Annotated in this window: 19 protein-coding genes, 4 tRNA genes and 2 pseudogenes; 19 read left to right on the top strand and 6 right to left on the bottom strand. The window is 57.9% G+C overall.

The features are described 5' to 3' along the window. The first annotated feature begins 5 nt into the window (after window positions 1–5). From AC1RME_RS14605 to AC1RME_RS14555, 11 genes are all read left to right on the top strand, one after another. A complete protein-coding gene (locus AC1RME_RS14605; RefSeq protein ID WP_007956464.1) occupies window positions 6–566 on the top strand; it encodes a CvpA family protein in 561 nt (186 codons plus the stop codon). A 41-nt stretch (window positions 567–607) separates the two neighbouring features. Further along, window positions 608–2,113, top strand: coding sequence for an amidophosphoribosyltransferase (gene purF, locus AC1RME_RS14600; protein WP_007956466.1), 1,506 nt, complete (start codon window positions 608–610; stop codon window positions 2,111–2,113). Window positions 2,114–2,193: 80 nt separating this feature from the next. Then, window positions 2,194–3,405 (top strand): O-succinylhomoserine sulfhydrylase, encoded by a 1,212-nt coding sequence (locus tag AC1RME_RS14595; RefSeq protein ID WP_493072830.1) that lies wholly within the window; start codon window positions 2,194–2,196, stop codon window positions 3,403–3,405. After that, complete coding sequence (locus AC1RME_RS14590; protein WP_096821206.1) at window positions 3,402–4,178, top strand: SDR family oxidoreductase; 777 nt, start codon at window positions 3,402–3,404, stop codon at window positions 4,176–4,178. Before AC1RME_RS14595 ends, AC1RME_RS14590 begins: the two co-directional genes overlap by 4 nt. Window positions 4,179–4,268: 90 nt before the next feature. Further along, a tRNA-Val gene (locus AC1RME_RS14585) sits at window positions 4,269–4,344 on the top strand. Between the two features lie 55 nt (window positions 4,345–4,399). After that, window positions 4,400–4,476, top strand: a tRNA-Asp gene (locus AC1RME_RS14580). Window positions 4,477–4,569: 93 nt separating this feature from the next. After that, a tRNA-Asp gene (locus tag AC1RME_RS14575) sits at window positions 4,570–4,646 on the top strand. 422 nt (window positions 4,647–5,068) lie between these two features. Beyond that, a complete protein-coding gene (locus tag AC1RME_RS14570) occupies window positions 5,069–7,900 on the top strand; it encodes a xanthine dehydrogenase family protein molybdopterin-binding subunit (protein WP_493091505.1) in 2,832 nt (943 codons plus the stop codon). Beyond that, window positions 7,893–8,432 carry a (2Fe-2S)-binding protein gene (locus tag AC1RME_RS14565; protein WP_096821208.1) on the top strand — a complete coding sequence of 180 codons (540 nt, stop codon included), beginning with the start codon at window positions 7,893–7,895 and terminating at the stop codon, window positions 8,430–8,432. Before AC1RME_RS14570 ends, AC1RME_RS14565 begins: the two co-directional genes overlap by 8 nt. Before the next feature lie 2 nt (window positions 8,433–8,434). Continuing rightward, window positions 8,435–9,670: a c-type cytochrome gene (locus AC1RME_RS14560; protein WP_493091504.1), complete on the top strand. Its 1,236-nt coding sequence runs from the start codon at window positions 8,435–8,437 to the stop codon at window positions 9,668–9,670. Between the two features lie 2 nt (window positions 9,671–9,672). Next, the gene (locus AC1RME_RS14555) at window positions 9,673–10,644 is read left to right on the top strand and encodes an XdhC family protein (RefSeq protein ID WP_493091503.1); all 972 of its coding nucleotides are present in this window, start codon (window positions 9,673–9,675) and stop codon (window positions 10,642–10,644) included. Between the two features lie 52 nt (window positions 10,645–10,696). Here the strand turns inward: AC1RME_RS14555 and AC1RME_RS14550 are convergent, their stop codons facing one another. Beyond that, entirely contained in the window at window positions 10,697–11,980 is a 1,284-nt protein-coding gene (locus AC1RME_RS14550) for an NAD(P)/FAD-dependent oxidoreductase (protein ID WP_096821211.1), read from the bottom strand. A 184-nt stretch (window positions 11,981–12,164) separates the two neighbouring features. Here AC1RME_RS14550 and AC1RME_RS14545 point away from each other — a divergent pair. The 4 genes and pseudogenes from AC1RME_RS14545 to AC1RME_RS14530 form a co-directional block, all read left to right on the top strand. Continuing rightward, window positions 12,165–12,241, top strand: a tRNA-Val gene (locus AC1RME_RS14545). Between the two features lie 381 nt (window positions 12,242–12,622). Further along, window positions 12,623–13,803, top strand: a pseudogene (locus AC1RME_RS14540) (polymorphic toxin type 44 domain-containing protein). A 184-nt stretch (window positions 13,804–13,987) separates the two neighbouring features. After that, entirely contained in the window at window positions 13,988–14,200 is a 213-nt protein-coding gene (locus AC1RME_RS14535; protein ID WP_255261929.1) for a hypothetical protein, read from the top strand. A 203-nt stretch (window positions 14,201–14,403) separates the two neighbouring features. Further along, window positions 14,404–14,548: pseudogene (locus AC1RME_RS14530) on the top strand (integrase core domain-containing protein); the annotation flags it as partial. Between the two features lie 738 nt (window positions 14,549–15,286). On the opposite strand, the gene AC1RME_RS14525 reads toward AC1RME_RS14530, so the two are convergent. Continuing rightward, entirely contained in the window at window positions 15,287–15,544 is a 258-nt protein-coding gene (locus AC1RME_RS14525; RefSeq protein WP_096821263.1) for a hypothetical protein, read from the bottom strand. A gap of 458 nt (window positions 15,545–16,002) precedes the next feature. Here AC1RME_RS14525 and AC1RME_RS14520 point away from each other — a divergent pair, with 458 nt between their 5' ends. Continuing rightward, entirely contained in the window at window positions 16,003–16,458 is a 456-nt protein-coding gene (locus AC1RME_RS14520) for a DUF2214 family protein (protein WP_096821264.1), read from the top strand. Between the two features lie 218 nt (window positions 16,459–16,676). On the opposite strand, the gene csrA is transcribed toward AC1RME_RS14520, so the two are convergent. Beyond that, complete coding sequence (gene csrA / locus AC1RME_RS14515) at window positions 16,677–16,871, bottom strand: carbon storage regulator CsrA (RefSeq protein ID WP_003179932.1); 195 nt, start codon at window positions 16,869–16,871, stop codon at window positions 16,677–16,679. A gap of 250 nt (window positions 16,872–17,121) precedes the next feature. Here csrA and AC1RME_RS14510 point away from each other — a divergent pair, with 250 nt between their 5' ends. Together AC1RME_RS14510 and AC1RME_RS14505 are read left to right on the top strand one after the other, a co-directional pair. Continuing rightward, window positions 17,122–17,490 (top strand): penicillin-binding protein activator LpoB, encoded by a 369-nt coding sequence (locus AC1RME_RS14510; protein ID WP_096821265.1) that lies wholly within the window; start codon window positions 17,122–17,124, stop codon window positions 17,488–17,490. 87 nt (window positions 17,491–17,577) lie between these two features. Beyond that, window positions 17,578–18,489, top strand: coding sequence for a siderophore-interacting protein (locus AC1RME_RS14505; protein ID WP_493091502.1), 912 nt, complete (start codon window positions 17,578–17,580; stop codon window positions 18,487–18,489). Between the two features lie 54 nt (window positions 18,490–18,543). Here the strand turns inward: AC1RME_RS14505 and AC1RME_RS14500 are convergent, their stop codons facing one another. The 3 genes from AC1RME_RS14500 to AC1RME_RS14490 all read right to left on the bottom strand — a co-directional run bounded on the left by AC1RME_RS14500 (window position 18,544) and on the right by AC1RME_RS14490 (window position 20,796). Continuing rightward, window positions 18,544–19,233 (bottom strand): endonuclease, encoded by a 690-nt coding sequence (locus tag AC1RME_RS14500; RefSeq protein ID WP_493091501.1) that lies wholly within the window; start codon window positions 19,231–19,233, stop codon window positions 18,544–18,546. A 4-nt stretch (window positions 19,234–19,237) separates the two neighbouring features. Continuing rightward, window positions 19,238–19,528 (bottom strand): DUF1654 domain-containing protein, encoded by a 291-nt coding sequence (locus AC1RME_RS14495; RefSeq protein ID WP_096821268.1) that lies wholly within the window; start codon window positions 19,526–19,528, stop codon window positions 19,238–19,240. A gap of 179 nt (window positions 19,529–19,707) precedes the next feature. Next, a complete protein-coding gene (locus AC1RME_RS14490; protein ID WP_096821269.1) occupies window positions 19,708–20,796 on the bottom strand; it encodes an asparaginase in 1,089 nt (362 codons plus the stop codon). A gap of 348 nt (window positions 20,797–21,144) precedes the next feature. Here AC1RME_RS14490 and AC1RME_RS14485 point away from each other — a divergent pair, with 348 nt between their 5' ends. Then, window positions 21,145–21,594, top strand: coding sequence for a hypothetical protein (locus AC1RME_RS14485; protein WP_102621546.1), 450 nt, complete (start codon window positions 21,145–21,147; stop codon window positions 21,592–21,594). Window positions 21,595–21,721 lie beyond the last annotated feature (127 nt).

Genomic DNA, 21,721 nt, shown 5'->3' with positions numbered 1-21,721 from the left:
GCACTGTGCCATTTACCTGGGTTGACTGGGCGATCGTTGCGATCATCGCCATCTCCGCATTGATCAGTTTGAGCCGCGGCTTCGTCAAAGAAGCATTGTCGCTGGTGACCTGGATCATCGCAGGAGCTGTTGCCTGGATGTTCGGTGGCTCATTGTCCGAGTACCTCGCCGGATACATTCAAACGCCATCGGCTCGTGTGATCACGGGCTGTGCCATCATGTTTGTCGCCACACTGATCGTGGGCGCAATGATCAATTATCTTATCGGCGAGTTGGTTCGCGTCACCGGGTTGTCCGGGACCGATCGATTCCTCGGCATGGCCTTCGGCGCTGCGCGTGGCGTGTTGCTGGTGGTCGTGGCGGTCGGGCTGTTGAGCCTGGGGCCGGTACAGCAGGACGGGTGGTGGAAAGAATCACAGCTCGTGCCAAAGTTTCTATTGGTCGCAGACTGGTCCAAGAACCTGATTCTCGGGTGGAGCAGTCAGTGGCTTGCCAGCGGAATCAGCGTACCCGCTGATATTCCGTTCAAGGAGCAACTCTTGCCGTCGGCCAAAACGCCTCAGTGAGTGTTGTTCAGTTCAGATCCATTAAGTAGGGGTTGCGTCGCATGTGTGGCATCGTCGGTATCGTCGGTAAGTCGAACGTCAATCAGGCGCTGTATGACGCGCTAACCGTGCTCCAGCACCGCGGCCAGGACGCTGCCGGTATCGTGACCAGCCATGATGGCCGGTTGTTCTTGCGCAAGGACAATGGCCTGGTGCGTGACGTGTTTCAGCAGCGTCACATGCAGCGCCTGGTCGGCCACATGGGTATCGGTCACGTCCGTTACCCGACTGCCGGCAGCTCGACGTCGGCCGAGGCCCAGCCGTTCTACGTCAACTCGCCGTACGGCATCACCCTGGCGCACAACGGTAACCTGACCAACGTTGAGCAGTTGGCCAAAGAGATCTACGAATCCGATCTGCGTCACGTCAACACCAGCTCCGACTCGGAAGTGCTGCTCAACGTGTTCGCCCACGAACTGGCCCAGCGCGGCAAGTTGCAGCCGACTGAAGAAGACGTGTTTGCTGCGGTGACCGACGTGCACAACCGTTGTGTCGGTGGTTACGCGGTCGTGGCGATGGTGACCGGTTACGGCATCGTCGGCTTCCGTGATCCTCACGGCATCCGCCCGATCGTGTTCGGCCAGCGTCACACCGACGAAGGCGTCGAGTACATGATCGCTTCCGAAAGCGTTTCGCTCGACGTGCTCGGCTTCACCCTGATTCGCGACCTGGCACCGGGCGAAGCGGTCTACATCACTGAAGACGGCAAGCTGCACACCCGTCAGTGCGCGACCAACCCGTCCCTGACGCCGTGCATCTTCGAACACGTCTACCTGGCGCGTCCGGATTCGATCATCGACGGCGTGTCGGTCTACAAGGCCCGTCTGCGCATGGGTGAGAAGCTGGCCGAGAAGATTCTGCGCGAACGTCCTGAGCACGACATCGACGTGGTTATCCCGATTCCGGACACCAGTCGTACTGCCGCACTCGAGCTGGCGAACCATCTGGGCGTGAAATTCCGCGAAGGCTTCGTCAAGAACCGTTACATCGGCCGTACCTTCATCATGCCTGGCCAGGCTGCGCGCAAGAAATCGGTACGCCAGAAGCTCAATGCCATCGAGCTGGAATTCCGCGGCAAGAACGTGATGCTGGTGGATGACTCGATCGTTCGCGGCACCACCTGTAAGCAGATCATCCAGATGGCCCGCGAAGCCGGCGCGAAAAACGTCTACTTCTGCTCGGCCGCTCCGGCTGTGCGCTTCCCGAACGTGTACGGCATCGACATGCCGAGCGCTCACGAGCTGATCGCGCACAATCGTTCGACTCAGGATGTCGCTGACCTGATCGGCGCTGACTGGCTGATCTATCAGGACCTGCCTGACTTGATCGAAGCGGTCGGCGGCGGCAAGATCAAGATCGAAAACTTCGATTGCGCGGTGTTTGACGGCAAGTACGTCACCGGCGACGTCGATGAGGCTTACCTGAACAAGATCGAACAGGCACGCAACGATGCCTCGAAGGTCAAGACCCAGGCGGTCAGTGCGATCATCGATCTGTACAACAACTGAGTTTCAACCGGCCCTTAGGGGCCGGTTTTGTATCTGGCAAAAGACTTTTATTTATCGAGAACAGGGCAAGGAGTGACAGCATGAGTCAGGAATGGGATGCCGGTCGGCTGGACAGCGACCTTGAAGGCGTAGCGTTCGATACCCTGGCCGTACGTGCCGGTCAGCACCGTACGCCGGAAGGCGAGCACGGTGATCCGATGTTCTTCACTTCCAGCTACGTGTTCCGTACCGCCGCCGACGCCGCTGCGCGGTTTGCCGGGGAAGTGCCGGGTAACGTTTACTCGCGTTATACCAATCCGACCGTTCGCTCGTTCGAAGAGCGCATTGCTGCGCTGGAAGGCGCCGAACAAGCCGTAGCCACGGCGACTGGCATGGCCGCGATCATGGCGGTGGTGATGAGCCTGTGCAGTGCCGGCGATCATGTGCTGGTGTCGCGTAGCGTGTTCGGTTCGACCATCAGCCTGTTCGAGAAGTACTTCAAGCGTTTCGGCGTGGAAGTCGATTACGTTCCGCTGGCCGATCTGTCGGCCTGGGATGCGGCGATCAAGTCCAACACCAAACTGCTGTTCGTCGAGTCGCCGTCCAACCCGCTGGCTGAGCTGGTGGATATCACCGCGCTGTCGGAAATCGCTCACGCCAAGGGCGCGATGCTGGTGGTCGACAACTGCTTCTGCACGCCGGCGTTGCAGCAGCCGCTGAAGTTGGGCGCAGACATCGTTGTGCATTCGGCCACCAAGTTCATCGATGGCCAGGGTCGTTGCATGGGCGGCGTGGTTGCCGGTCGCAGCGAGCAGATGAAAGAAATCGTCGGCTTCCTGCGTACCGCCGGGCCAACCCTGAGCCCGTTCAACGCCTGGATCTTCCTCAAGGGTCTGGAAACCCTGAATCTGCGGATGAAGGCGCACTGTGCCAACGCCCAGCAACTGGCCGAGTGGCTGGAGCAGCAGGACGGCATCGAAAAAGTGCATTACGCCGGTCTCAAGAGCCATCCGCAGCACGAACTGGCCCAGCGTCAGCAGAAGGGCTTCGGTGCGGTGGTCAGCTTCGAGGTGAGGGGCGGCAAAGAGGGCGCTTGGCGCTTTATCGATGCGACCCGGTTGATTTCGATCACCGCCAACCTGGGTGACAGCAAGACCACCATCACTCACCCGAGCACCACGTCCCACGGCCGTCTGGCGCCGCAGGAGCGTGAAGCGGCGGGGATTCGTGACAGCCTGATCCGCATCGCGGTCGGTCTGGAAGACGTCGCTGACCTGCAAGCCGATCTGGCGCGCGGTCTGGCGGCGTTGTGATCGAGTTGTCCACTCCGAAGACGGGCACCCATGGCCGCGTTGCGCTGGTCACGGGTGCCGCTCGCGGAATCGGGCTGGGGATCGCGGCGTGGCTGATCAGCGAAGGCTGGCAGGTGGTGCTGTCGGATCTGGATCGGGTGCGTGGTTCCAAAGTGGCGAAAGTGCTGGGTGAGAATGCCTGGTTCATCGCCATGGACGTGGCGGATGAAAGCCAGGTGGCGCTCGGCGTCGCTGAAGTGTTGGGGCAATTCGGTCGTCTGGATGCGTTGGTGTGCAACGCGGCGGTGGCCGATCCGCACAACATCACGCTGGAAAGCCTGGATCTGGCCTACTGGAATCGGGTGCTGGCAGTGAATCTCAGTGGTCCGATGTTGCTGGCCAAGCATTGTGCGCCGTATCTGCGGGCGCACAACGGGGCGATCGTCAATCTGGCCTCGACCCGTGCGGCGCAATCGGAACCTGATACCGAAGCCTATGCGGCGAGCAAGGGCGGCTTGCTGGCGTTGACTCACGCACTGGCGATCAGCCTCGGGCCGGAGATTCGCGTCAATGCGGTCAGTCCGGGCTGGATCGATGCGCGGGATCCCTCTGCGCGCCGCGCCGAGCCTCTGACCGATATCGATCATGCCCAGCATCCGGCGGGCAGGGTAGGGACGGTCGAGGATGTGGCGGCGATGGTGGCCTGGCTGCTGTCGAAGAATGCCGGGTTTGTGACGGGCCAGGAATTCGTGGTCGACGGCGGCATGACCAAGAAGATGATCTACTCGGAATGACATGTTTTTGTCTTTTTGAGAAAAACTTCAATCCTGCTATTGACTTAGGTTCGCTACCTGCGTAAATTTCGCGGCCTCGGAGATGCAAACGGGTGATTAGCTCAGCTGGGAGAGCGTCTGCCTTACAAGCAGAATGTCGGCGGTTCGATCCCGTCATCACCCACCACTCCCCGAGAAACTTGCGAAAGCAAGAGGTAGGCTGAAAGTGCCTCCACCGACGCGCAGCGGTAGTTCAGTCGGTTAGAATACCGGCCTGTCACGCCGGGGGTCGCGGGTTCGAGTCCCGTCCGCTGCGCCATATTTAACGAGTCAGACACTGTCTGGTTCGCGATTGAAAAGCACCGAAGCTTTCAGTCAAACGAGTTACTTGAGCGTCAGCTCAAAGCGATACGCAGCGGTAGTTCAGTCGGTTAGAATACCGGCCTGTCACGCCGGGGGTCGCGGGTTCGAGTCCCGTCCGCTGCGCCATATCTGTTTCAAGGACCACTGAACGCCTTGGAACACCGAAAGCAACCTTTGGTTGATTCGGAATCGATAGCAAAGACCCTGGTCGAAAGACCGGGGTTTTTTGTGTCTGAAATTTGACCTTTCCAAAACTCCTCTTTTTGTTGTCCTGCAACGAACGCAGCTGTGGCTCGTTCGATGCCGCCGGACAGTCTCCCCTGCGTCTATGGGTCGCTGCGATGCGATGTCGCATTGATTTTTGATTCTTTAGTCAGATTTTTGTAACTGGTTGTTTGCTGCGAGCGCAGAAACCTTTAAAGTTAACCTTTCGGTCAGCTTTGCACTGTCATCACGTCCTTTGTTTAGCCAAAAAGGGCTTCTGCAAGACTCGAGATTCCCAGTAGATAACCAGAAGGGCGGATCCATAACCGCCCAGAGGATGATCCATGTCCAACCGTGAAATATCCCGGCGCTCGTTCCTTCAGGGCGGGCTGGTGGCGGGTGTGAGCGTTACGCTCACGCCGCTCAGCAGTCAGGCGCTGGCTGCCTTGATGGAAAACAGCGTGACCGTGCCGTCCGAGCAGTGGCTCGGCAACAACGGCAAGGCACGCCAGCGTAACGATGCCTTGTCCAAGGTCTGCGGCAGCAAGGTGTTTGCCCGCGACATCCGTTCCAAGGACATGCCGGGCTGGCCCCAGCAGCAAGGCCACGCCATGTTGCTGAAAACCATCAAGGCCGACCGAATCTACGATGGCTATGACCTGTCGTGGCTCGGCGCCGATTTGCAGCCTGATCGCATCGTCACCGCTGCCGACCTGGACAAGGACGGCATCGTATTCCCGGAAGAGCACGCTCCGGATCCCTTGCTGCCTGAGGGCAAGGTGCCGATGTTCATCGGTCACCCGGTCGCGATCCTGATCTGGAACGATTTCGAGCGTTTCCGTCAGGCCAAGAACAAACTCAAATTCAATGACAAAGCGATTCGTTACGGTGCGCAAGTGCCGTTCTACGAAGGCGATCCCTATGGCAGTTTCCGCTACGTGCGCGTCGGTGGCCCGAAGTCGGCGGACGAAGACGAGTTCGCCAGCCTCAAGGATTCGATCCTGTTTCCGATGCTGAAAAACCGTCGCCCGGTATGGAATTCCCAGCCGAACCTGCACGGCAACCTGACCGAGCGCGGCCTGTTCTACGCCGACCGCATGAAGAAAGAGATCGACACCCCACCGGACAACTGGCTGGTGTTCGACGAGCGTTACAAGACTCCGTCGATCGAGCCTGCTGCGATGGAGCCGGACAACGGCAACGGCTGGTACGACCCTGCGACCAAGACCTTGCATTTCGTCGTCGCCACCCAGTGCCCGCTGGAAGCAGCAACCGAGACCGCGAAGATGATCTCGCCGTCGCGCTTCGGCCTGGCCAATCTGAATATGCACCCGGGTTACACCGTCGGCTACGGTTCCAAGGACCACAACATTTTCGTCTACTACGCGGCCTTGGCGGCGTTGTATGGCGCGGGTGTGCCGATTCGCCTGGCCAACGACCGCTACGAGCAGTTCCAGAGCGGCATCAAGCGTCACCCGTTCGACATTCGTTACCAGTTGGCGGTGGACAAGACCGACCACAGCTTCAAGATTTTCCGCGCCGAAATGAGCGTCGATGGTGGCGGTCGGATCAACTACAGCCCGTCGGTGGCTGCGGTTGGCGCAACGGCGGCTCAGTCGATCTACTACATGCCGCAGAACGATCTGCAAGTTACCGCTTACCACTCCCGCGGGGTTGAAGCGGGTTCGATGCGCGGCTACGGCACGCTACAGAGCATGGCTTCCACCGAAATGATGGTCGACGAAATCGCCGACCGCCTCGGTGTCGATGCGATCGATCTGCGTCGCAAGAACGCGCTGCGTTCGGGGATGAAAAACACCCAGGGCGCGATCCCGGCCGGTGCGCTGCGCCTGCACGAGATTCTCGACAAGGCTTCACTGCACGAAGTCTGGAAGAACCGCGACGCGATCAAGAAACAGCGTGAAGCGGCGGATCCGGACAACTGGTATGGCGTGGGTTTCGCCATTTGCCAGAAAGACTTCGGCACCGGTTCCGAAGCGCCGATGGCCAGCATCGAATTCACCGCTGAAGGGCGCATTTCCCTGCGTCACATCGGTATCGAGATCGGTACCGGCATGTCCACTTCGCAAGCCCTGGTGGTCGCTGATTTCCTCGGCAGCCCGGCGCACGACGTGAAGACCGGCGAGACCGAATGGAAGGAAATGCAGCTGGTCACCGCCGGCAACCCTTACATCATGAGCCAGGCCGAGCAGGATAACTTCCTGCGCAACCCGCGCTGGGTCGGCAAACTGGCTTCAGCCTCGTCCGCGACCAACTCCGCCTACTACTTCAGCCACGCCACCCGTGAAGCGGCGCGCGTGCTGTTTAACCACGGTTTGTGGCCGGCGGCGCTGGAGATCTGGCGTCAGGGCCCGTACGGCGGCCAGGCCAACCCCTACGTGGTGCGTCGCGAAGATGCGCATTGGGTCGACGGCAAACTGACTGCCAACGGTATGCAGCCACTGACTTTCGAAGAACTGGCCAAACATGCTCACGAGCGCGGTCTGGTCACCGCCGCCACGGTCCACGGTTTCAACCGCTGGAGCTGGGCAGAAGCCGAATACAGCATCGACGGTGTACGCGAGCGTCTGCCGCTGGACGGTCTGGCGGTGAAGTACGGCGACGGCGCCCCGAAAACCAAGAAAGCGCAGATGACCAGCGATGGTTTCCATCTGCTGGATCGGCAGAACATCGCCTATCCGGTGGTTCAGCTGAACAATGCCGCCGTGACCTACTACAGCCCGGTCGCAACGCTGGTCGAGTTGAAGGTCAACAAAGGTTCGGCAGAAGTTGAAGTGCTCAATCATCACTCGTGGCTGGAATGTGGCCGGGTGCTGGTCGAAGAGCTGGTCCGTGGCCAGCTCGAAGGCGGGATCGCCATGGGTATCGGCCACGCCTTGATGGAAGAGATGCCGCTGTACGAAGGCGGGCCGGGGGAGGGTGACTGGAACTTCAACCGTTATCGCCTGCCGATGGCGCGCCACGTGGCGGTGTGGAAGCAGACCGCGGAGATCCTGCCGCCGCTCTCGCCAAGCGACCCGTCCAAAGGCATCGCCGAAGTGGTGATGATCCCGGTGGTTGGCGCCATCGGGAACGCCGTGGCGCACGCCATCGGCAAACGTGTCCGCGATCTTCCAATCACTGCTGCGCGCATCAAGGAGGCCCTCAATGGCTAACCGTCCGCTTCAACTGACCCTCAACGGTCAAACCGTCGGCCCGGTGGACATCCCTGATGACCTGCCGATGATCGACTACCTGCACGAATACAAGAACCTCACCGGCTCGCGCCTGGGCTGTGGCCAGGGCATCTGCCACGCTTGCGTGGTGATCGTCGACAACCCGGACGGCACCAGTGAGGAAGTGCGCACCTGCATCACCGGCGCGCATTACTTCGAAGGCAAGAAAGTCCGCACCATCGAAGGTCATGCCAAGCGTGACGAGCAAGGCCAGGTCACCGAGCTGAACCCGATCCAGCAACGTTTCGTCGATGAATTCGCCTTCCAGTGCAGCTACTGCGCGCCGGGCTTCGTCAACGCCGCGACCGTGCTGGTGGAAAAGCTGCAGCGCCAGCCGATCGTCAAAAGCAAGCTGGAACAAGTTATCGAGGACAGCCTCGGCCATCACGTCTGCCGTTGCACCGGGTACGTGCGTTACTACAACGCCACCCGCAACGTGCTGACCGATCTCGGCCTGGTCAAGGAGGGTTGAGCATGAAGCAATTACTGACCCGCCTGGCCCTGGCGGTCGGGCTGGCTGCGCCTGTGTTGGCGGCGCACGCGGATGATCAGGCCAAGCGCGGCGAATACCTCGCCCGCGCGGCCGACTGCATGGCTTGCCACACGGCACCAGGCGGCGCGCCGTTTGCCGGCGGCCTGCCGATCGTCTCGCCGTTCGGCACGATCTACGGCACCAACATCACGCCGAGCAAAGAACACGGCATCGGTCTGTACAACGATGACGAATTTTTCGCTGCGCTGACTGAAGGCAAGCGTCGTGATGGCGCCAACCTGTACCCGGCGATGCCGTACACGTCGTATCACTTGATGCCGCGTGCGGATTCGGATGCGATCCATGCGTACCTGAAAACTGTCGAGCCGATCGAGCGTGCTGCGCCGGTGACGAGCCTGAGCTTCCCGTTCAACGTGCGCCCGGGCCTGATGGGCTGGAACATGATGTACGGCAAGACTTTGAAGCTTGAGTCTGCCGAAGGCAAAAGCGACGCCTGGAAGCGCGGCCAGTACATGGTCGAAGTGCTTGGTCATTGCGGCGAATGCCATACACCGCGCGGCTTGCCTGGCGCGATGCAACTGGACAAGCGCCTGACCGGCGGCATCCTCAACGGCTATCTGGCACCTAGCCTGTTGGCGACGGATCTGGCGGCGCGCGGCTGGAACCATCAGGACCTGAGCACGTTCCTCAAGCACGGCATGAGCGCTCAGGGCACGATGTTCAACGAAATGTTCCCGGTGTTCCACAACAGCACCCAGGGCCTGAATGATCCGGATCTGGCGGCGATGGCAACATTCCTGCTCGGCGACAAGCCGCCAGCAGCGAAAGAGCTGGCCGAAGTGCCGGTGGAAAAACTCAGTGCCAGCGCTCAACGCGGTCGTCAGGAATACTTGAACGTCTGCGCCGGCTGTCACGCGGCTGGTGGCGAAGGCAAACCGCACATCGCGGTGGCTATGCGCGGCAATACCACGCTGCGTCTGGAAGACCCACGCAACCTGTTGCGAGTGATCGAGGATGGTATCGGCGAACAGAAATTCGCCGGGTTCGAACACATGCAGCCGATGCCCGGTTTTGCCGACAAGCTCAGTGCCGAACAACTGACCGATCTGCTGAACTACCTGCGTCAGGGTTGGGGTGGTCAGTCTGCTGAATTGGCGGTGGGCGATGTGCAGAAGCTCAAGGCTGACGCTCCGTCCATCGAGCACAAGGCGCACTGATCATGCAACATCTCGATCTGCAGGTTGTGCGGCGGGCGCTGGAGTGGTCGACAGCGGGGCAGCGCATCTGGCTTTGCACCGTGCTGACGACCTACGGCTCGGCGCCGCGCGCGCCGGGTTCGCTGCTGGCGGTGAACGACGGCGGACAGTGGATCGGGTCGCTGTCCGGTGGCTGCGTCGAGGAGGATTTTCTTGAGCGTGTCGCCGAAGGTGCATTTCTCGATGCGATCAACGTGGTGCGCTATGGCGAAGGTGATGATCCGCGATCGCGGGTCAGCCTGCCGTGCGGCGGCATTCTCGATGTGCTGGTAGAGAAATTTGACGCCGACTGCGATGTGCAGGCGCATCTGCGTGAGCTTGAATCGGCGTTGCTGGGTCAGCGCCGGTTGATTCGCGAGGTCGATCTGGCCACTGGCGCGCGTAGCGTGTTTGCAGATGGCGAGCAAGGTGCGCGGATCGAGCGTGAAATCGACCGGGTACGGATCCGCATCGGTGCTGCTCAGCGTTTGTTGCTGGCCGGCTATTCCAGCGTGGCGCAGGCGTGTGCGGAATTCGCAGTGGGTCTCGGTTTCGAGGTGATTCTCTGCGACCCGCGTGAAGAGGTGCTGGAAGGTGTGGTGCTCAATGGCGTGGAGATTCGCCGGCAATTGCCGTCGGTGTTCATCGCCGATGGTGGTTGCCACCGTGATACGGCGGTGGTGGCGTTGACCCATGATCCGCGTATCGACGATCTGGCGATGATGGAAGCGGTGCGCACAGAAGCGTTCTACATCGGCGTAATGGGCTCGCAGCAGACGTCGCAGAAGCGCTTCGAGCGATTGCGTCGGATTGGCGGATTGGGAGAGGGCGAGCTGGCGCGGATTCATGCGCCGATCGGTCTTAACCTTGGTAGCAAGACCCCGTCGGAAATTGCCTTGGCGGTGCTGGCGGATATCCTGCGGATTCGTAGCGGGATTGCGCGAGATCAGCTGTAATCCGTGCTGGATGTAAAAGGGGCCGCTTTTCAGCGGCCCCTTTTTTTGCGCGTCAGAAACCGAGCTTGTCGCGCAGTCCGTAGTACCACGCGCCCAGTGCGGCAAACGGCGTGCGCAGCAATTGCCCGCCAGGGAACGGATAGTGCGGCAGGTCGGCAAACGCATCGAAGCGCTCGGCCTGGCCTCGCAGCGCTTCGGCCAATACCTTGCCGGCCAGGTGTGTGTAGGTCACGCCGTGGCCGCTGCAGCCTTGGGAGTAATAGATGTTGTCGCCCAGGCGCCCGACCTGAGGCAGGCGCGACAGGGTCAGCAGGAAATTGCCGGTCCAGGCGTAGTCGATTTTCACGTCCTTGAGTTGCGGGAACGCCTTGAGCATTTTCGGGCGGATAATCGCTTCGATGTTCGCCGGATCCCGGGCGCCATACACCACGCCACCGCCGAAGATCAGGCGCCTGTCGCCAGTAAGACGGTAGTAATCGAGCAAGTAGTTGCAGTCTTCGACGCAGTAATCCTGCGGTAACAGGGTTTTGGCCAGTTCATCACCGAGCGGTTCGGTGGTGATGACTTGAGTGCCGCACGGCATCGATTTGGCTGCCAGTTCCGGCACCAGATTGCCGAGATAGGCGTTGCCGGCCACGATGATGAATTTGGCCCTGACCTTGCCCTGTGGCGTATGCACGACCGGGTTGGCGCCGCGTTCGATACGCACCGCAGGCGACTGCTCATAAATGGTGCCGCCGAGGGACTCCACGGCGGCGGCTTCGCCCAGCGCCAAGTTGAGCGGGTGGATGTGGCCGCCGCTCATGTCGAGCATGCCGCCGACGTATTGATCGCAGGCCACCACTTCGCGGATGCGGCGCTGATCGAGCAGTTCAAGCTGGGTGTGCCCGAAGCGTTCCCACAAGCGTTTCTGCGCTTCCAGGTGGCCCATCTGCTTGGCTGTGATTGCCGCGAATACACCGCCGTCCTTCAGGTCGCACTGGATGTTGTACTTGCTGACGCGATCACGAATGATCCGGCCGCCCTCGAATGCCATTTGCCCGAGCAATTGAGCCTGCTTTGGGCCAACGCTGCGCTCGATCACGTCAATGTCACGACTGTAGCTGTTGACGATTTGCCCGCCATTGCGCCCCGACGCGCCGAAACCGACCTTGGCGGCTTCCAGCACGGTCACGCGAAAACCGTTCTCCAGCAGGAACAGGGCCGAGGAAAGTCCCGTATAACCAGCGCCGATCACACAGACATCCGTCTCCACGTCATCCTGCAGGGCAGGGCGTGGTGGTACGGCGTTGGCCGACGCCGCGTAATAAGACTCTGGGTAAGGGGTGTTCGCCATCCTGCAGCCTCTGTTTAATATATTTTACGAGTGTGACGATCCTACCCGAGTTGAAAAACCTCCGCCAGCCACCGGGAAATCTTCCTGCGGCGGGTCGAAATTAAATATTTTGCATATTCATAGGGTTAGGTGAAAAAAAGGTGTTGACACCCCTCCGGAATTCCGTAGAATGCCGCCTCACAGCAGGCACGTAGCTCAGTTGGTTAGAGCACCACCTTGACATGGTGGGGGTCGTTGGTTCGAGTCCAATCGCGCCTACCAAACAAAATCCGCTCTGCTGGGCGGTCTAGAAGGGCTCACCGAAAGGTGGGCCCTTTTTTGTTGTCTGTCGTTTCTTCAGAGTGTTCACAAAAGATCGGGTTCGTTCACACTGGGCAATGTGAACGCCTAAAGCGGATGATTTTGTGGCGGTTATACTTGATAACTGAATGTGTGATGTCATATCCGATATAAGCACATTGCCTCCACTCAGCATGCCTAGCTTGAGCCGGTATCCTCCGCATCTAGGTGAATGACACGGAACGCGGGAACATTCAGTAGGGCTTTTGGGATTTGTCCTGCAGCCATTGCTCGAGCTTCCCGCTAGCGTCGACGCTGCCAAGCTACTGGCTGAGACTTTTCACAACGACTCAAGGATGATCAATGATTTCCTCTGCACGATTGGGTGACAAGCATGTCTGCCCAATGCCAGGTCATGGCACCACCCCGATTGCCTCAGCTAGTGGCGACGTGAATATCAACTTCATGGGTTCTGCACGTGTTGGCGATACCTGTGGGTGTGGCGCTGTTATCACTACCGGGTTTCCCTCGATTCAAGTGAACGGGCGGCCTATGGCCCATTTGGGCAGTCCCACAAGCCATGGCGGAACAATCATCACCGGATCAGGCGATGTCGGTGGCGGATTTGTAATGGGGGAGGCGGGGGGGGGGGGGGCAACAATCATCAACTTCATGGCACTGGGAGCTTTCCGGCCAGATGGCTCAGTGGACGATGAGAAAATGGCGACCTTATTGTCTGACCCTAAGCTCAAGGAGAAAGCCTTAGCGGCGAACGCCTTGGTAGGCTCTAAAGCAGCATCGGCGGAACCGAAAGCAAAGACAGAGCCAGAGACAAAGCCCGCCATTTGTAATGATCCAGACAGGATGGAAGAACCGGCGAGCTACATTGCTGACGAGATGAATTGCACATTCACGATCCGGCAGTCCTCAAGATGAAACAGCTGCTGAGCTACGACGTTGCAGCAGAGACCCGCAAACAAATGGACTTGCCTTGGTATGCACAGATTGGAACTACAAGCCCTCAAGCGATAGGGGCTGCAAATGGTGCGGCTGCTATGGCCATTTGGACGGAGCGAGTTGGACAGAATCGCCCTTGGGATCACAAACCTATCCTGCTCAAACTCTTTGGTGGGGTTTGGTACAAGCAAGGAGCCCACGACTACTTTTACGACATCTGGTCGAACGTCCACTACGGATATGTCGGTATGGCTGGCGGTCTGTCTGAAAGCGCTCTTTCAGACGGTGCGGGCGTTGAGCAATTTGCCTCGGACTCCATACGGAAGGCGAAAGAGAAGTTTGTAGAAGTGCTGACGCAACAGACGCCTGAAAAACCACTTCCCGGCCCACACCGCTCAGGGAATGTTGAGGGGCTACGCGCCTTAGATGATGCTCCTGACCGAATATCGATTCAGATAGGTGTGCAGCTTTTCAAGGAGCACCCAAATGGAGGCATCACAGCCAAAATGGTGATGGAAAAAGTTTTGGCAGTGGCACCAACGGAATGGGGAGACGGTATACGTGAGCATAAATGTGAAACCAACTAGATACCGGCGAATCTCTGTTGTCCTCTTCCTGATGCTCTCACCGTTTGCATTTTGGTATGTCGCAACGCCCACTGTAACAGTTCACTATTCAAAGGAAGCCACAGAGAGTCTTGGAGTCGTTTGGAATACAGAGAACAGGATCTACAGAAGTGGTCGTGGAGGCCTGTACCCCGGCGAAACCTCAATGGACTTCGGCCACATATTTCCAGACGAAGGCTTTTTTATGGAGTTCTACTGGTGGGGGAAAAAGACTCGCAACCATTGCGTCAACATCACCCCAAAATGGCCGACGACGCATATCTACCTTGATGCGAACGGCGACATTGATAGAGGCGAAGACAGCGGCACGAATACTGATCGCTTGAAGCAGTGCATTACGGACAAGGCGAAACCATAAGCTGATATTTCCAGAACCTAACCCCGCCGTTTCGGGATGTTGCACAGTGTGGAAGCGGTCTGCGTGCCAATCTAAAAATCATTTGGTGGTCCGCCCACACCAAAGGACTGTCATCCTGCTCGGCGGTTAAACTGAAGGTGTGAGCGAGCGAAGTGAGTCTGCCGTAATCGCTCCAGCCAGTTCCTGGCCCCCGCCAAACACAGGACTTGATGCAGGCGAAAAAGATGGTGAGAGAGTCGGTCTCGATCTACAACCACGAGCGTCCGCACCTGTCTTTGAAATACAAAACGCCCGATGCGACGCATCGGGCGTTGGGGTGAAGCAGGTGTAAACCTATTTCAGGACTAGACACTGCGATTTGCAAAGCGCCGCCTCGAGCGTCAGCTCGGAGCACATCTTTATGTGCTCCACCGCCTTATTCGTTTTCATCATTTTGGTTGTCGGCCGCGGTAGGCGAGGCCGACGATTAGCGCATGGCTAGTATTTTTCTGGGCATGTGAAGCCCCAGCCATTTATGACCAAGTCCTTTATTTCTTCGCCGGTCGTCGAGATGACCAGGCACCTATTGTTTTTTTTGTAATTGAATTCGCAGTACTGCACCCCTTGTGTGCATCGCTCTACCTCTACAACGCCTCTTCTTTTGAGCAGGATCTCAGTGCCAATTAGCTCTGTCTCGTTTGTGATATATGGTTTCCAGCCATGATTGATCAGCTCTTTTCGAGCGCTTAAAAAAGACATTCCCTTTGTGATGGGTATATCCGTTGCGTTTGCAAATGAGCCTACGCAGCAAAGGATCATGCAGGAAATACGATGTGGCTTCATTTCGTGACACCGCAAAACTTTCTATAGATGGTTGACGCCTCGTCATATGGCATACGCCGCTGGCTTGCTCGAGGGTAAGTGGAAATGCTTCCCTGCGCTCGACTGTCTTGTGTGTCGTGGTTTCGAGATCACCTTCGACGATTGGATCAATTGCATGGACAACTCGAAGTATTTCAGTAGCGGTCAAATCCTGAGTATGGGGTATAAAGCCAGCTAACCCCATTGCTTCAATACCCTACGTCTTCCATGCAGGCAGCGCCATCTTCACTGCTTTGGCTCTTTGGTGGTTTCTTTCGAGCCGCTTGAGCTGGCTGAATCCTTGTCGGTTTCATGCGACTCGGCTCCGGAGTTTGACCCGGATGCTTCTTCACCTTTTTTGTCAGCCTTGTCTTCTTTGGAATCGGATCCACCTTGGTTCACTCCGGGAATGGCGGCAGGTGGTACGGCAGATCCGGCAATGGAGACGATAGGGCTCGCCGACAAAAGACCAGCAAAGGCTAGTGCTGCGATTTTTCTGTTCATCGACCAATCCTCAGTTCAGGGTATCTGCTTGTTGGAGGGGTGGACGAGATGAGCGTGCGGCTTGGGTGACGGGCGGCTAAAAGGGTTTGCTTGCTGGCGATGGTTTTTCCACAAAGCCATACGGTGAGCCAGATCCTGGCAGACCATAAAAATAATGTGGATATTGAATGGCTTACGATTTTATTGAACCAACCGGTTATCAAAAATACGTTGTTACATAATGAAAATATCAGTAATATCCGCCCCGCGTTCACCACCACGGTTTATGCATTTTTAAATCCCAAGCTTCCATCAGCTGCTTGGGATTTTTTTTGCCTGCGATTTACCTCTCCCCAGGCTTTCGTCCTGCCGACTCCCTCAACCCGAGTGCCTTTCTGGCGCGGCATCGGGCAAGTCCACACTTTTTCGACTACTACTGTCTGGCCGATTTTTCATCTCAGTCTGACGGGGGTTCATCGATGCTGTTTCATTGGTTTCTTGCTGCGGTTCATCTGCTGGCATTTGCCTTGGGGTTCTGGGCCGTCCTGACACGCGGAACGGCCTTCAGCCGACTGGCTGCCGGGGCTGGTGAAGTTCGGCGGGTTCTGCTCGCTGACAATCTATGGGGGATATCTGCGCTGGTGCTGCTGATCACGGGTGGCATGCGAGCTTTTGGCGGTTATGAAAAGGGCGCCGATTACTATCTGCATCAGCCTTTGTTCCATTTGAAGATGACGCTGTTTGTGCTGATTCTGCTTCTGGAGCTTGCACCGATGATTACGTTGATCAAATGGCGCATCGGTCAGGCGCGCGGAACTCCCCTCGACACTGGGCGGGCCAAGGTGTTTGCACGAATCAGTCACGCCGAAGCGCTGTTGCTGGTTCTGATGGTGATAGCAGCCACCGGGATGGCGCGTGGGGTGACGTTCGGCTAGGCGGGCGCGATTCCCTGCTTTTATTCGGAAACGTCCGACAGCCAGCCATTGAAATGATGGTTAGTATCGGTTGCGAAGAAGGGGGGGAGGGAGTTGCAGCAGGAGGGGAAATAGCCTGCGCCGTCACCAATGAGGTGGGGGGATGGCAATACGGCGCTCGGATCTTTAGCCAGTCATTACGCGAAGGTGAACGGACTGGCTACTGACTGCGGCAGGGCTCAGGGGGTTTGTGGCTTGTCCGGTGCGGTCAGGCCAGCCTGAATGCGCTGGTAGATCTCTTCGCGGTGTACGGCAACGTTCTTTGGCGCGTTGATGCCGATGCGAACCTGTTGGCCGCTTACGCCGAGGATGGTGATCGTAATGTCATCACCAATGTTTATGCTTTCACCGACTTTGCGGGTGAGTATCAGCATGGTCTTCTCCTTGATTGCTTTGTAGGGCACCTGATTCAGACAGTGCAGAGGTCGGTGGTACGTATAGATTAGTGCGAAGTCTCACGGTTTGGGTGCCTCTTTCTGACGCGCAGATGCGGCATTAATTCCCAGCGCGTAACTATACAGGTGCTGCATTCATCAATCTCGTTGTTTTGTGCCCATTTTGCGGGGCTCTGAAAGTATTCGCGAATGTTAAGATCTCCCTTTCGAGAATTCAGAGGGAAGCGTTGTGCGCAAATTGGTCTGGGTAGTCGCAGCACTGGCATTGGCGGGATGTGGTGAAGGCAAGAGCGTGGATGCGCAAAAGCCAAAATCGGTAGCGGTGGCAGCGCCGGCAGCCGTGTCCGGGCCGCAGTGGGATCTGGAGGTGCGCGGTGAAACGCCTCAGGCTGTCAGTGATCTTAGCGGGTGGTTGATCGAGCATGCGTTTATCGCCAATGTCATCAAGGATGCCAGCGGAAAAACCCGGATCCTGCTGGGGCCATTCAATTCCCAAGCCGAAGCCGAATCGAAACAGGCTGACGTGAATGCGGCGCTGATCAAGGCGAAAAAGCAGAACATCGAGACGCTGGTGATCGAACGTACCGCAGCGCAGTAAGCATTCCTTTCAGCGGAGCTGACTAAAGGGAGTCCGGTGTGATTCGTTTTTACAGGAGTCACCGAAGATTCTCAGAAGGAGCTCCGCATGGCCTCCGCCAACCCCTACAAGTTGTTCGACGTCGTTTTGCGTCACAAGCGTCAGCTGAGCCCGCATCTCATGCGGATTACGCTCGCCAGCCCGGCTGTTGCCGAGATGGCAACCTGGGCGCCTGATCAGCGCGTCAAACTGTTTTTTCCGGCTGCGGACGGTTCGCCAGCCCGGCTCTCTCAGGGTGAGGGTTGGTACGCTCGTTTCCGCTCAATGCTGGCGGATCGGCGCCCGGCGATGCGCACCTATACCATTCGTCATTTGCGTGCCGATCAGGGCGAAGTCGACATCGACTTTGTACTGCATGGCGAAACCGGGCCGGCTTCGCGCTGGGCTCTTCGGGCACAGCCGGGCGAGTCGATGCAGATTCTGGCGCCCGATAGCCGGTTCTCGGCCGAAGAGGCGGGTGGCTTTGAATGGAAGCCTCCGCAAACCCTCCAGCAGCTTTTGCTGGTCGCCGACTCAACGGCATTGCCCGCCGCGATGGGGATTCTCGAGGAGCTGGCAGCGCTTGCACAGCCACCCCAGACTCAAGTGTTCTTCGAGGTCGACAGTGCCCAGGACATGCTTGCAGTCCCGGACTGGCCTGGCCTTTCGGTGCAGTGGTTGATCCGAGAGCAGGCGGGAGCGACGGTTGCCGGGACGCTGATGGTGGAGGCGGTGCGAAAGGCTGTGCTACCTGTCGACGCATCGATGGTCAATCAGGCTATAGAGCTGGCTGACGTCGATATCGATCAGGAGATTCTCTGGGAAATCACTGAAACCGCCTCTGATGGTTTCTATGGCTGGATCGCCGGCGAATCCGCTGCGGTCATGAATCTGCGTAGATACCTGATCAAGGAGCGCGGTATTCCTCGCGAATCACTCAATCTGATGGGCTACTGGCGTTACAACAAGCCCGGCAGCTAACCACAAAAAAGGCCTCGAGCTTGAAGCGCGAGGCCTTTTCTTTTGCGCGAACGATCAGCCGCAGACTTTCATGTTCACCGGCCCGACAAACTCGTTGCCGCGACCCATCACGCACGCCACGCTCTGATTGCGCTGGCGCTCCCAGTCTTGCACCGGGTACGTCTTGTCCCACGCTTCATACAATTGGCGATCCTGCTTCGACAGGCGCAAGCCGTATTGCTTGCTCATGTAGAAATAGGTGCGGGCGATCATGCCGCGAATCGAAGGGCGGGGCATGACCTTCTTCGCCTTGAAGTCGACCTGGGTCAGGCAGGAGCCATACTGACCCTTTTCGACCGGTAGCCAACCGTAACTGAAGTTGCTGCGATCACCATTGACCTCGCCGATGCTGGGTACCAGGTTGTGCAGGTCGGCTTCGGCTTTCTGGTAGCTCGGGTCATAGCGTGTGCAATTCTTGCGTCCGCCGTCCTGCCAGCACTGGCGCTGATGGCCGAATTCCCAGGCCGGGACAATGTGTTCCCACTCAATGCGGGAGGCGCGCTTGGCATTTTTACGCGGTACATAACCGCAAGCGGCCAGGTCGACCTTGTTGCCCGTGTATTTGCACCCGCAATAAAACTCGGTGGATTGTGGGGCGTACAGCTTCCAGGCGACCTTCTTGGCCTCGTTGAATGTGCGGGGCGCGCCAGCGTGGGCGCCTAGAGAAATGAACAGTAAAAGCAAAGCAAAAAAACGGACAATCATTGAGTCAATCTTCCTTCGGTACAACCCAGAAAATCTGCACGCCACCATCGTCTCGATAGGCGAGGGTGACGTTGTCGTTCTCGTCGATCTCTTCCAGCAGGCGCTCCCACTCATCCATCGGTTCATCCGGGAGACGGAAGATCAGAGCGGCTTTGGCTTTTTGTGCGGTGGGGGAGTTGATGATCTTTTGAACACGCATGCCCATGCGTTCGTAAGCATCGGGAGCATCAGAGGAAGTGGCCACGAGGTTATCCTTATTAAGCTGTACGTGCATACAGTATTTAACTGTAAGCATTTTCGCAACTGCTTAAAAATCAAGAAAATCCTCTGACAGCGGTTTTCCGGTTTTGATGTGGCTCATCCGAAATATTTGTGCAGGAAAGGTGCGAAGGCGGTGTAGGCAATTGCACCACCCGCCAGAGCGGCGAGTGGTGAGAGAAGTGCCCGGTCAGGATGAGACCGGGCGAGGGTGAATCAGTACTCCCAGAACATCCGTTGCAGCTCTTTGCTGTCGTTGGTTTTGGTCAGGGCGACCATCGCCAGGATGCGGGCCTTCTGCGGGTTCAGGTCGTGAGCCACGACCCAGTCGTACTTGTCGTCAGGCTGTTCGGCGTTACGCAGAACGAAGCCGCCGGCATTGACGTGGGAAGAACGAATGATCTGAACGCCATCCTTGCGCAGGGCCTGCAGGGCCGGGACGACGCGAGAAGACACCGAGCCGTTGCCGGTGCCGGCGTGGATGATGGCTTTGGCGCCGGATTGAGCCAGGGCTTTGTAGGCGGTGTCGCCGACATTGCCGTAGGAATAGGCGATTTCTACGTCGGGAAGGCTCTTGATGTTCTTGATATCAAATTCCGAATCCATGGTGTGGCGCTTGGCTGGCAAGCGGAACCAGTAGGACTTGCCTTCGACCACCATGCCCAGCGGGCCCCATGCGCTCTTGAACGCTTCGGTCTTGATGTTGATCATCTTGCTGACGTCGCGGCCGGACTGGATTTCATCGTTCATGGTTACCAGCACGCCCTTGCCGTGGGCTTCTTTGCTGCTGGCGACGGCGACTGCGTTGTACAGGTTGAGCATGCCGTCCGCCGACATGGCGGTGCCTGGGCGCATCGAGCCGACAACGATGATCGGCTTGTCGGTTTTCTCCACCAGGTTCAGGAAGTAGGCGGTTTCCTCCAGGGTGTCGGTGCCGTGGGTGATGACGATGCCATCGACGTCTTTGCTGTCGGCCAGTTCGGATACGCGGCGACCCAGTTGCAGCAGGTTTTCATTGGTGATGCTTTCCGACGCGATCTGCATGACTTGCTCGCCACGCACATTCGCCAGTTTGCTCAGCTCAGGGATGCCGGCGATCAATTGTTCGATACCAACCTTGGCGGCCTGATAGGTAGCGCTGTTGGCCGCACTGGCGCCAGCGCCGGCAATGGTGCCGCCTGTGGCAAGGACCACCACGTTGGCCAGTTTGGTCTGGGTTTCGACTTCTTTTGCCTGAAGGGCGGAGGGCAGGAGCAGCAACAGGGCCAAAGCGCCCGGGACCAATGTGTTGAAAGCAGATTTCATTATTTTTCTCTCTAGTAGTGAGACGGTGCTGGTGCAGGTTCATCTAGATGCGCCCCGGGCCGATCTGAATGCCAGGGGTGCAGGGAGGGAGCAGGATCTGTACCAGCCGTACTTTGCTTTAGAGAAATGTTTAACTTGATGATTTATATCAATATTTTATGAGTTGACGAGTTTCTGGCTGAATCGTTTATCCGGTATTCCGAACAAGGAAGGTTTTCGTGTTCGGCTCTCCGAAAAGGACTACGTCTTTTGCAGGACAAGTGAGGTTGCCGGATTTGGATTCTCTGCTAAAGAAAGCTTCCCACAGGCCGATGGGTGGTAAAGGAAACTGGAATTGAGGGAGTTCACATGTCACTGACGATCGGTTTTTCAAACCCCGGTGCCGTCACCATCGGCGGCAAAACCGCAGCAACGATCAATGCGATGAGTGAAGCGCAAGCGGATGCTTCAACCGAAGCGCTGGGCACAGAAAAACCAGAGAGCAATCAGGTCAAGACCGGCGGTCCCGCACAAGAAGGCAGCAAGGCTGAAGGGGAAGGCGATAACCTGAGCCTCACCGTCAAGATGTTGCTGAAGCGGATGCAGGAATTACAGAAGCAATTGCAAGAGCAGCAACAGCGACTGGCCGCGGCACAAGCCGCGAGCTATCCGACTCCGGAAGCGAAGTCGCAGGCGGTCATGGCCGTTCAGGGGGAGATCGCTCAAACAAGCGGTGCGCTGTTGGAAGTCTCGGCTGCTCTGGTCAAGGAAATGTCCAAGGGTTCGTCTGGCGGCAACCTGGTCAACACCACGGCTTGAGCATTCAAGGGGCGAATATGCAGATTCGCCCTACAATCAAAACCGATTTCTGATTGTTGACAAATAGGGGCAGGGTTCGCATAGTTCGGTCTACGCAAACGTTTGCGCGGCCTTCGCGATGAGTTGA

The sequence above is a fragment of the Pseudomonas sp. GW822-FHT03F08 genome, assembly GCF_058801265.1.
Note: the sequence above shows the minus strand (reverse complement) of the source record. Positions and strands in the feature narration are given on the sequence as shown.

Bases quoted from the DNA above. Each gene is read 5' to 3' on its own strand.
- purF (WP_007956466.1), top strand. From the start codon at position 608: ATGTGTGGCATCGTCGGTATCGTCGGTAAGTCGAACGTCAATCAGGCG.
- AC1RME_RS14595 (WP_493072830.1), top strand. From the start codon at position 2,194: ATGAGTCAGGAATGGGATGCCGGTCGGCTGGACAGCGACCTTGAAGGC.
- AC1RME_RS14570 (WP_493091505.1), top strand. From the start codon at position 5,069: ATGTCCAACCGTGAAATATCCCGGCGCTCGTTCCTTCAGGGCGGGCTG.
- AC1RME_RS14565 (WP_096821208.1), top strand. From the start codon at position 7,893: ATGGCTAACCGTCCGCTTCAACTGACCCTCAACGGTCAAACCGTCGGC.
- AC1RME_RS14560 (WP_493091504.1), top strand. From the start codon at position 8,435: ATGAAGCAATTACTGACCCGCCTGGCCCTGGCGGTCGGGCTGGCTGCG.
- AC1RME_RS14555 (WP_493091503.1), top strand. From the start codon at position 9,673: ATGCAACATCTCGATCTGCAGGTTGTGCGGCGGGCGCTGGAGTGGTCG.
- AC1RME_RS14550 (WP_096821211.1), bottom strand. From the start codon at position 11,980: ATGGCGAACACCCCTTACCCAGAGTCTTATTACGCGGCGTCGGCCAAC.
- AC1RME_RS14535 (WP_255261929.1), top strand. From the start codon at position 13,988: ATGGACTTCGGCCACATATTTCCAGACGAAGGCTTTTTTATGGAGTTC.
- AC1RME_RS14525 (WP_096821263.1), bottom strand. From the start codon at position 15,544: ATGAACAGAAAAATCGCAGCACTAGCCTTTGCTGGTCTTTTGTCGGCG.
- AC1RME_RS14520 (WP_096821264.1), top strand. From the start codon at position 16,003: ATGCTGTTTCATTGGTTTCTTGCTGCGGTTCATCTGCTGGCATTTGCC.
- csrA (WP_003179932.1), bottom strand. From the start codon at position 16,871: ATGCTGATACTCACCCGCAAAGTCGGTGAAAGCATAAACATTGGTGAT.
- AC1RME_RS14505 (WP_493091502.1), top strand. From the start codon at position 17,578: ATGGCCTCCGCCAACCCCTACAAGTTGTTCGACGTCGTTTTGCGTCAC.
- AC1RME_RS14500 (WP_493091501.1), bottom strand. From the start codon at position 19,233: ATGATTGTCCGTTTTTTTGCTTTGCTTTTACTGTTCATTTCTCTAGGC.
- AC1RME_RS14495 (WP_096821268.1), bottom strand. From the start codon at position 19,528: ATGCTTACAGTTAAATACTGTATGCACGTACAGCTTAATAAGGATAAC.
- AC1RME_RS14490 (WP_096821269.1), bottom strand. From the start codon at position 20,796: ATGAAATCTGCTTTCAACACATTGGTCCCGGGCGCTTTGGCCCTGTTG.
- AC1RME_RS14485 (WP_102621546.1), top strand. From the start codon at position 21,145: ATGTCACTGACGATCGGTTTTTCAAACCCCGGTGCCGTCACCATCGGC.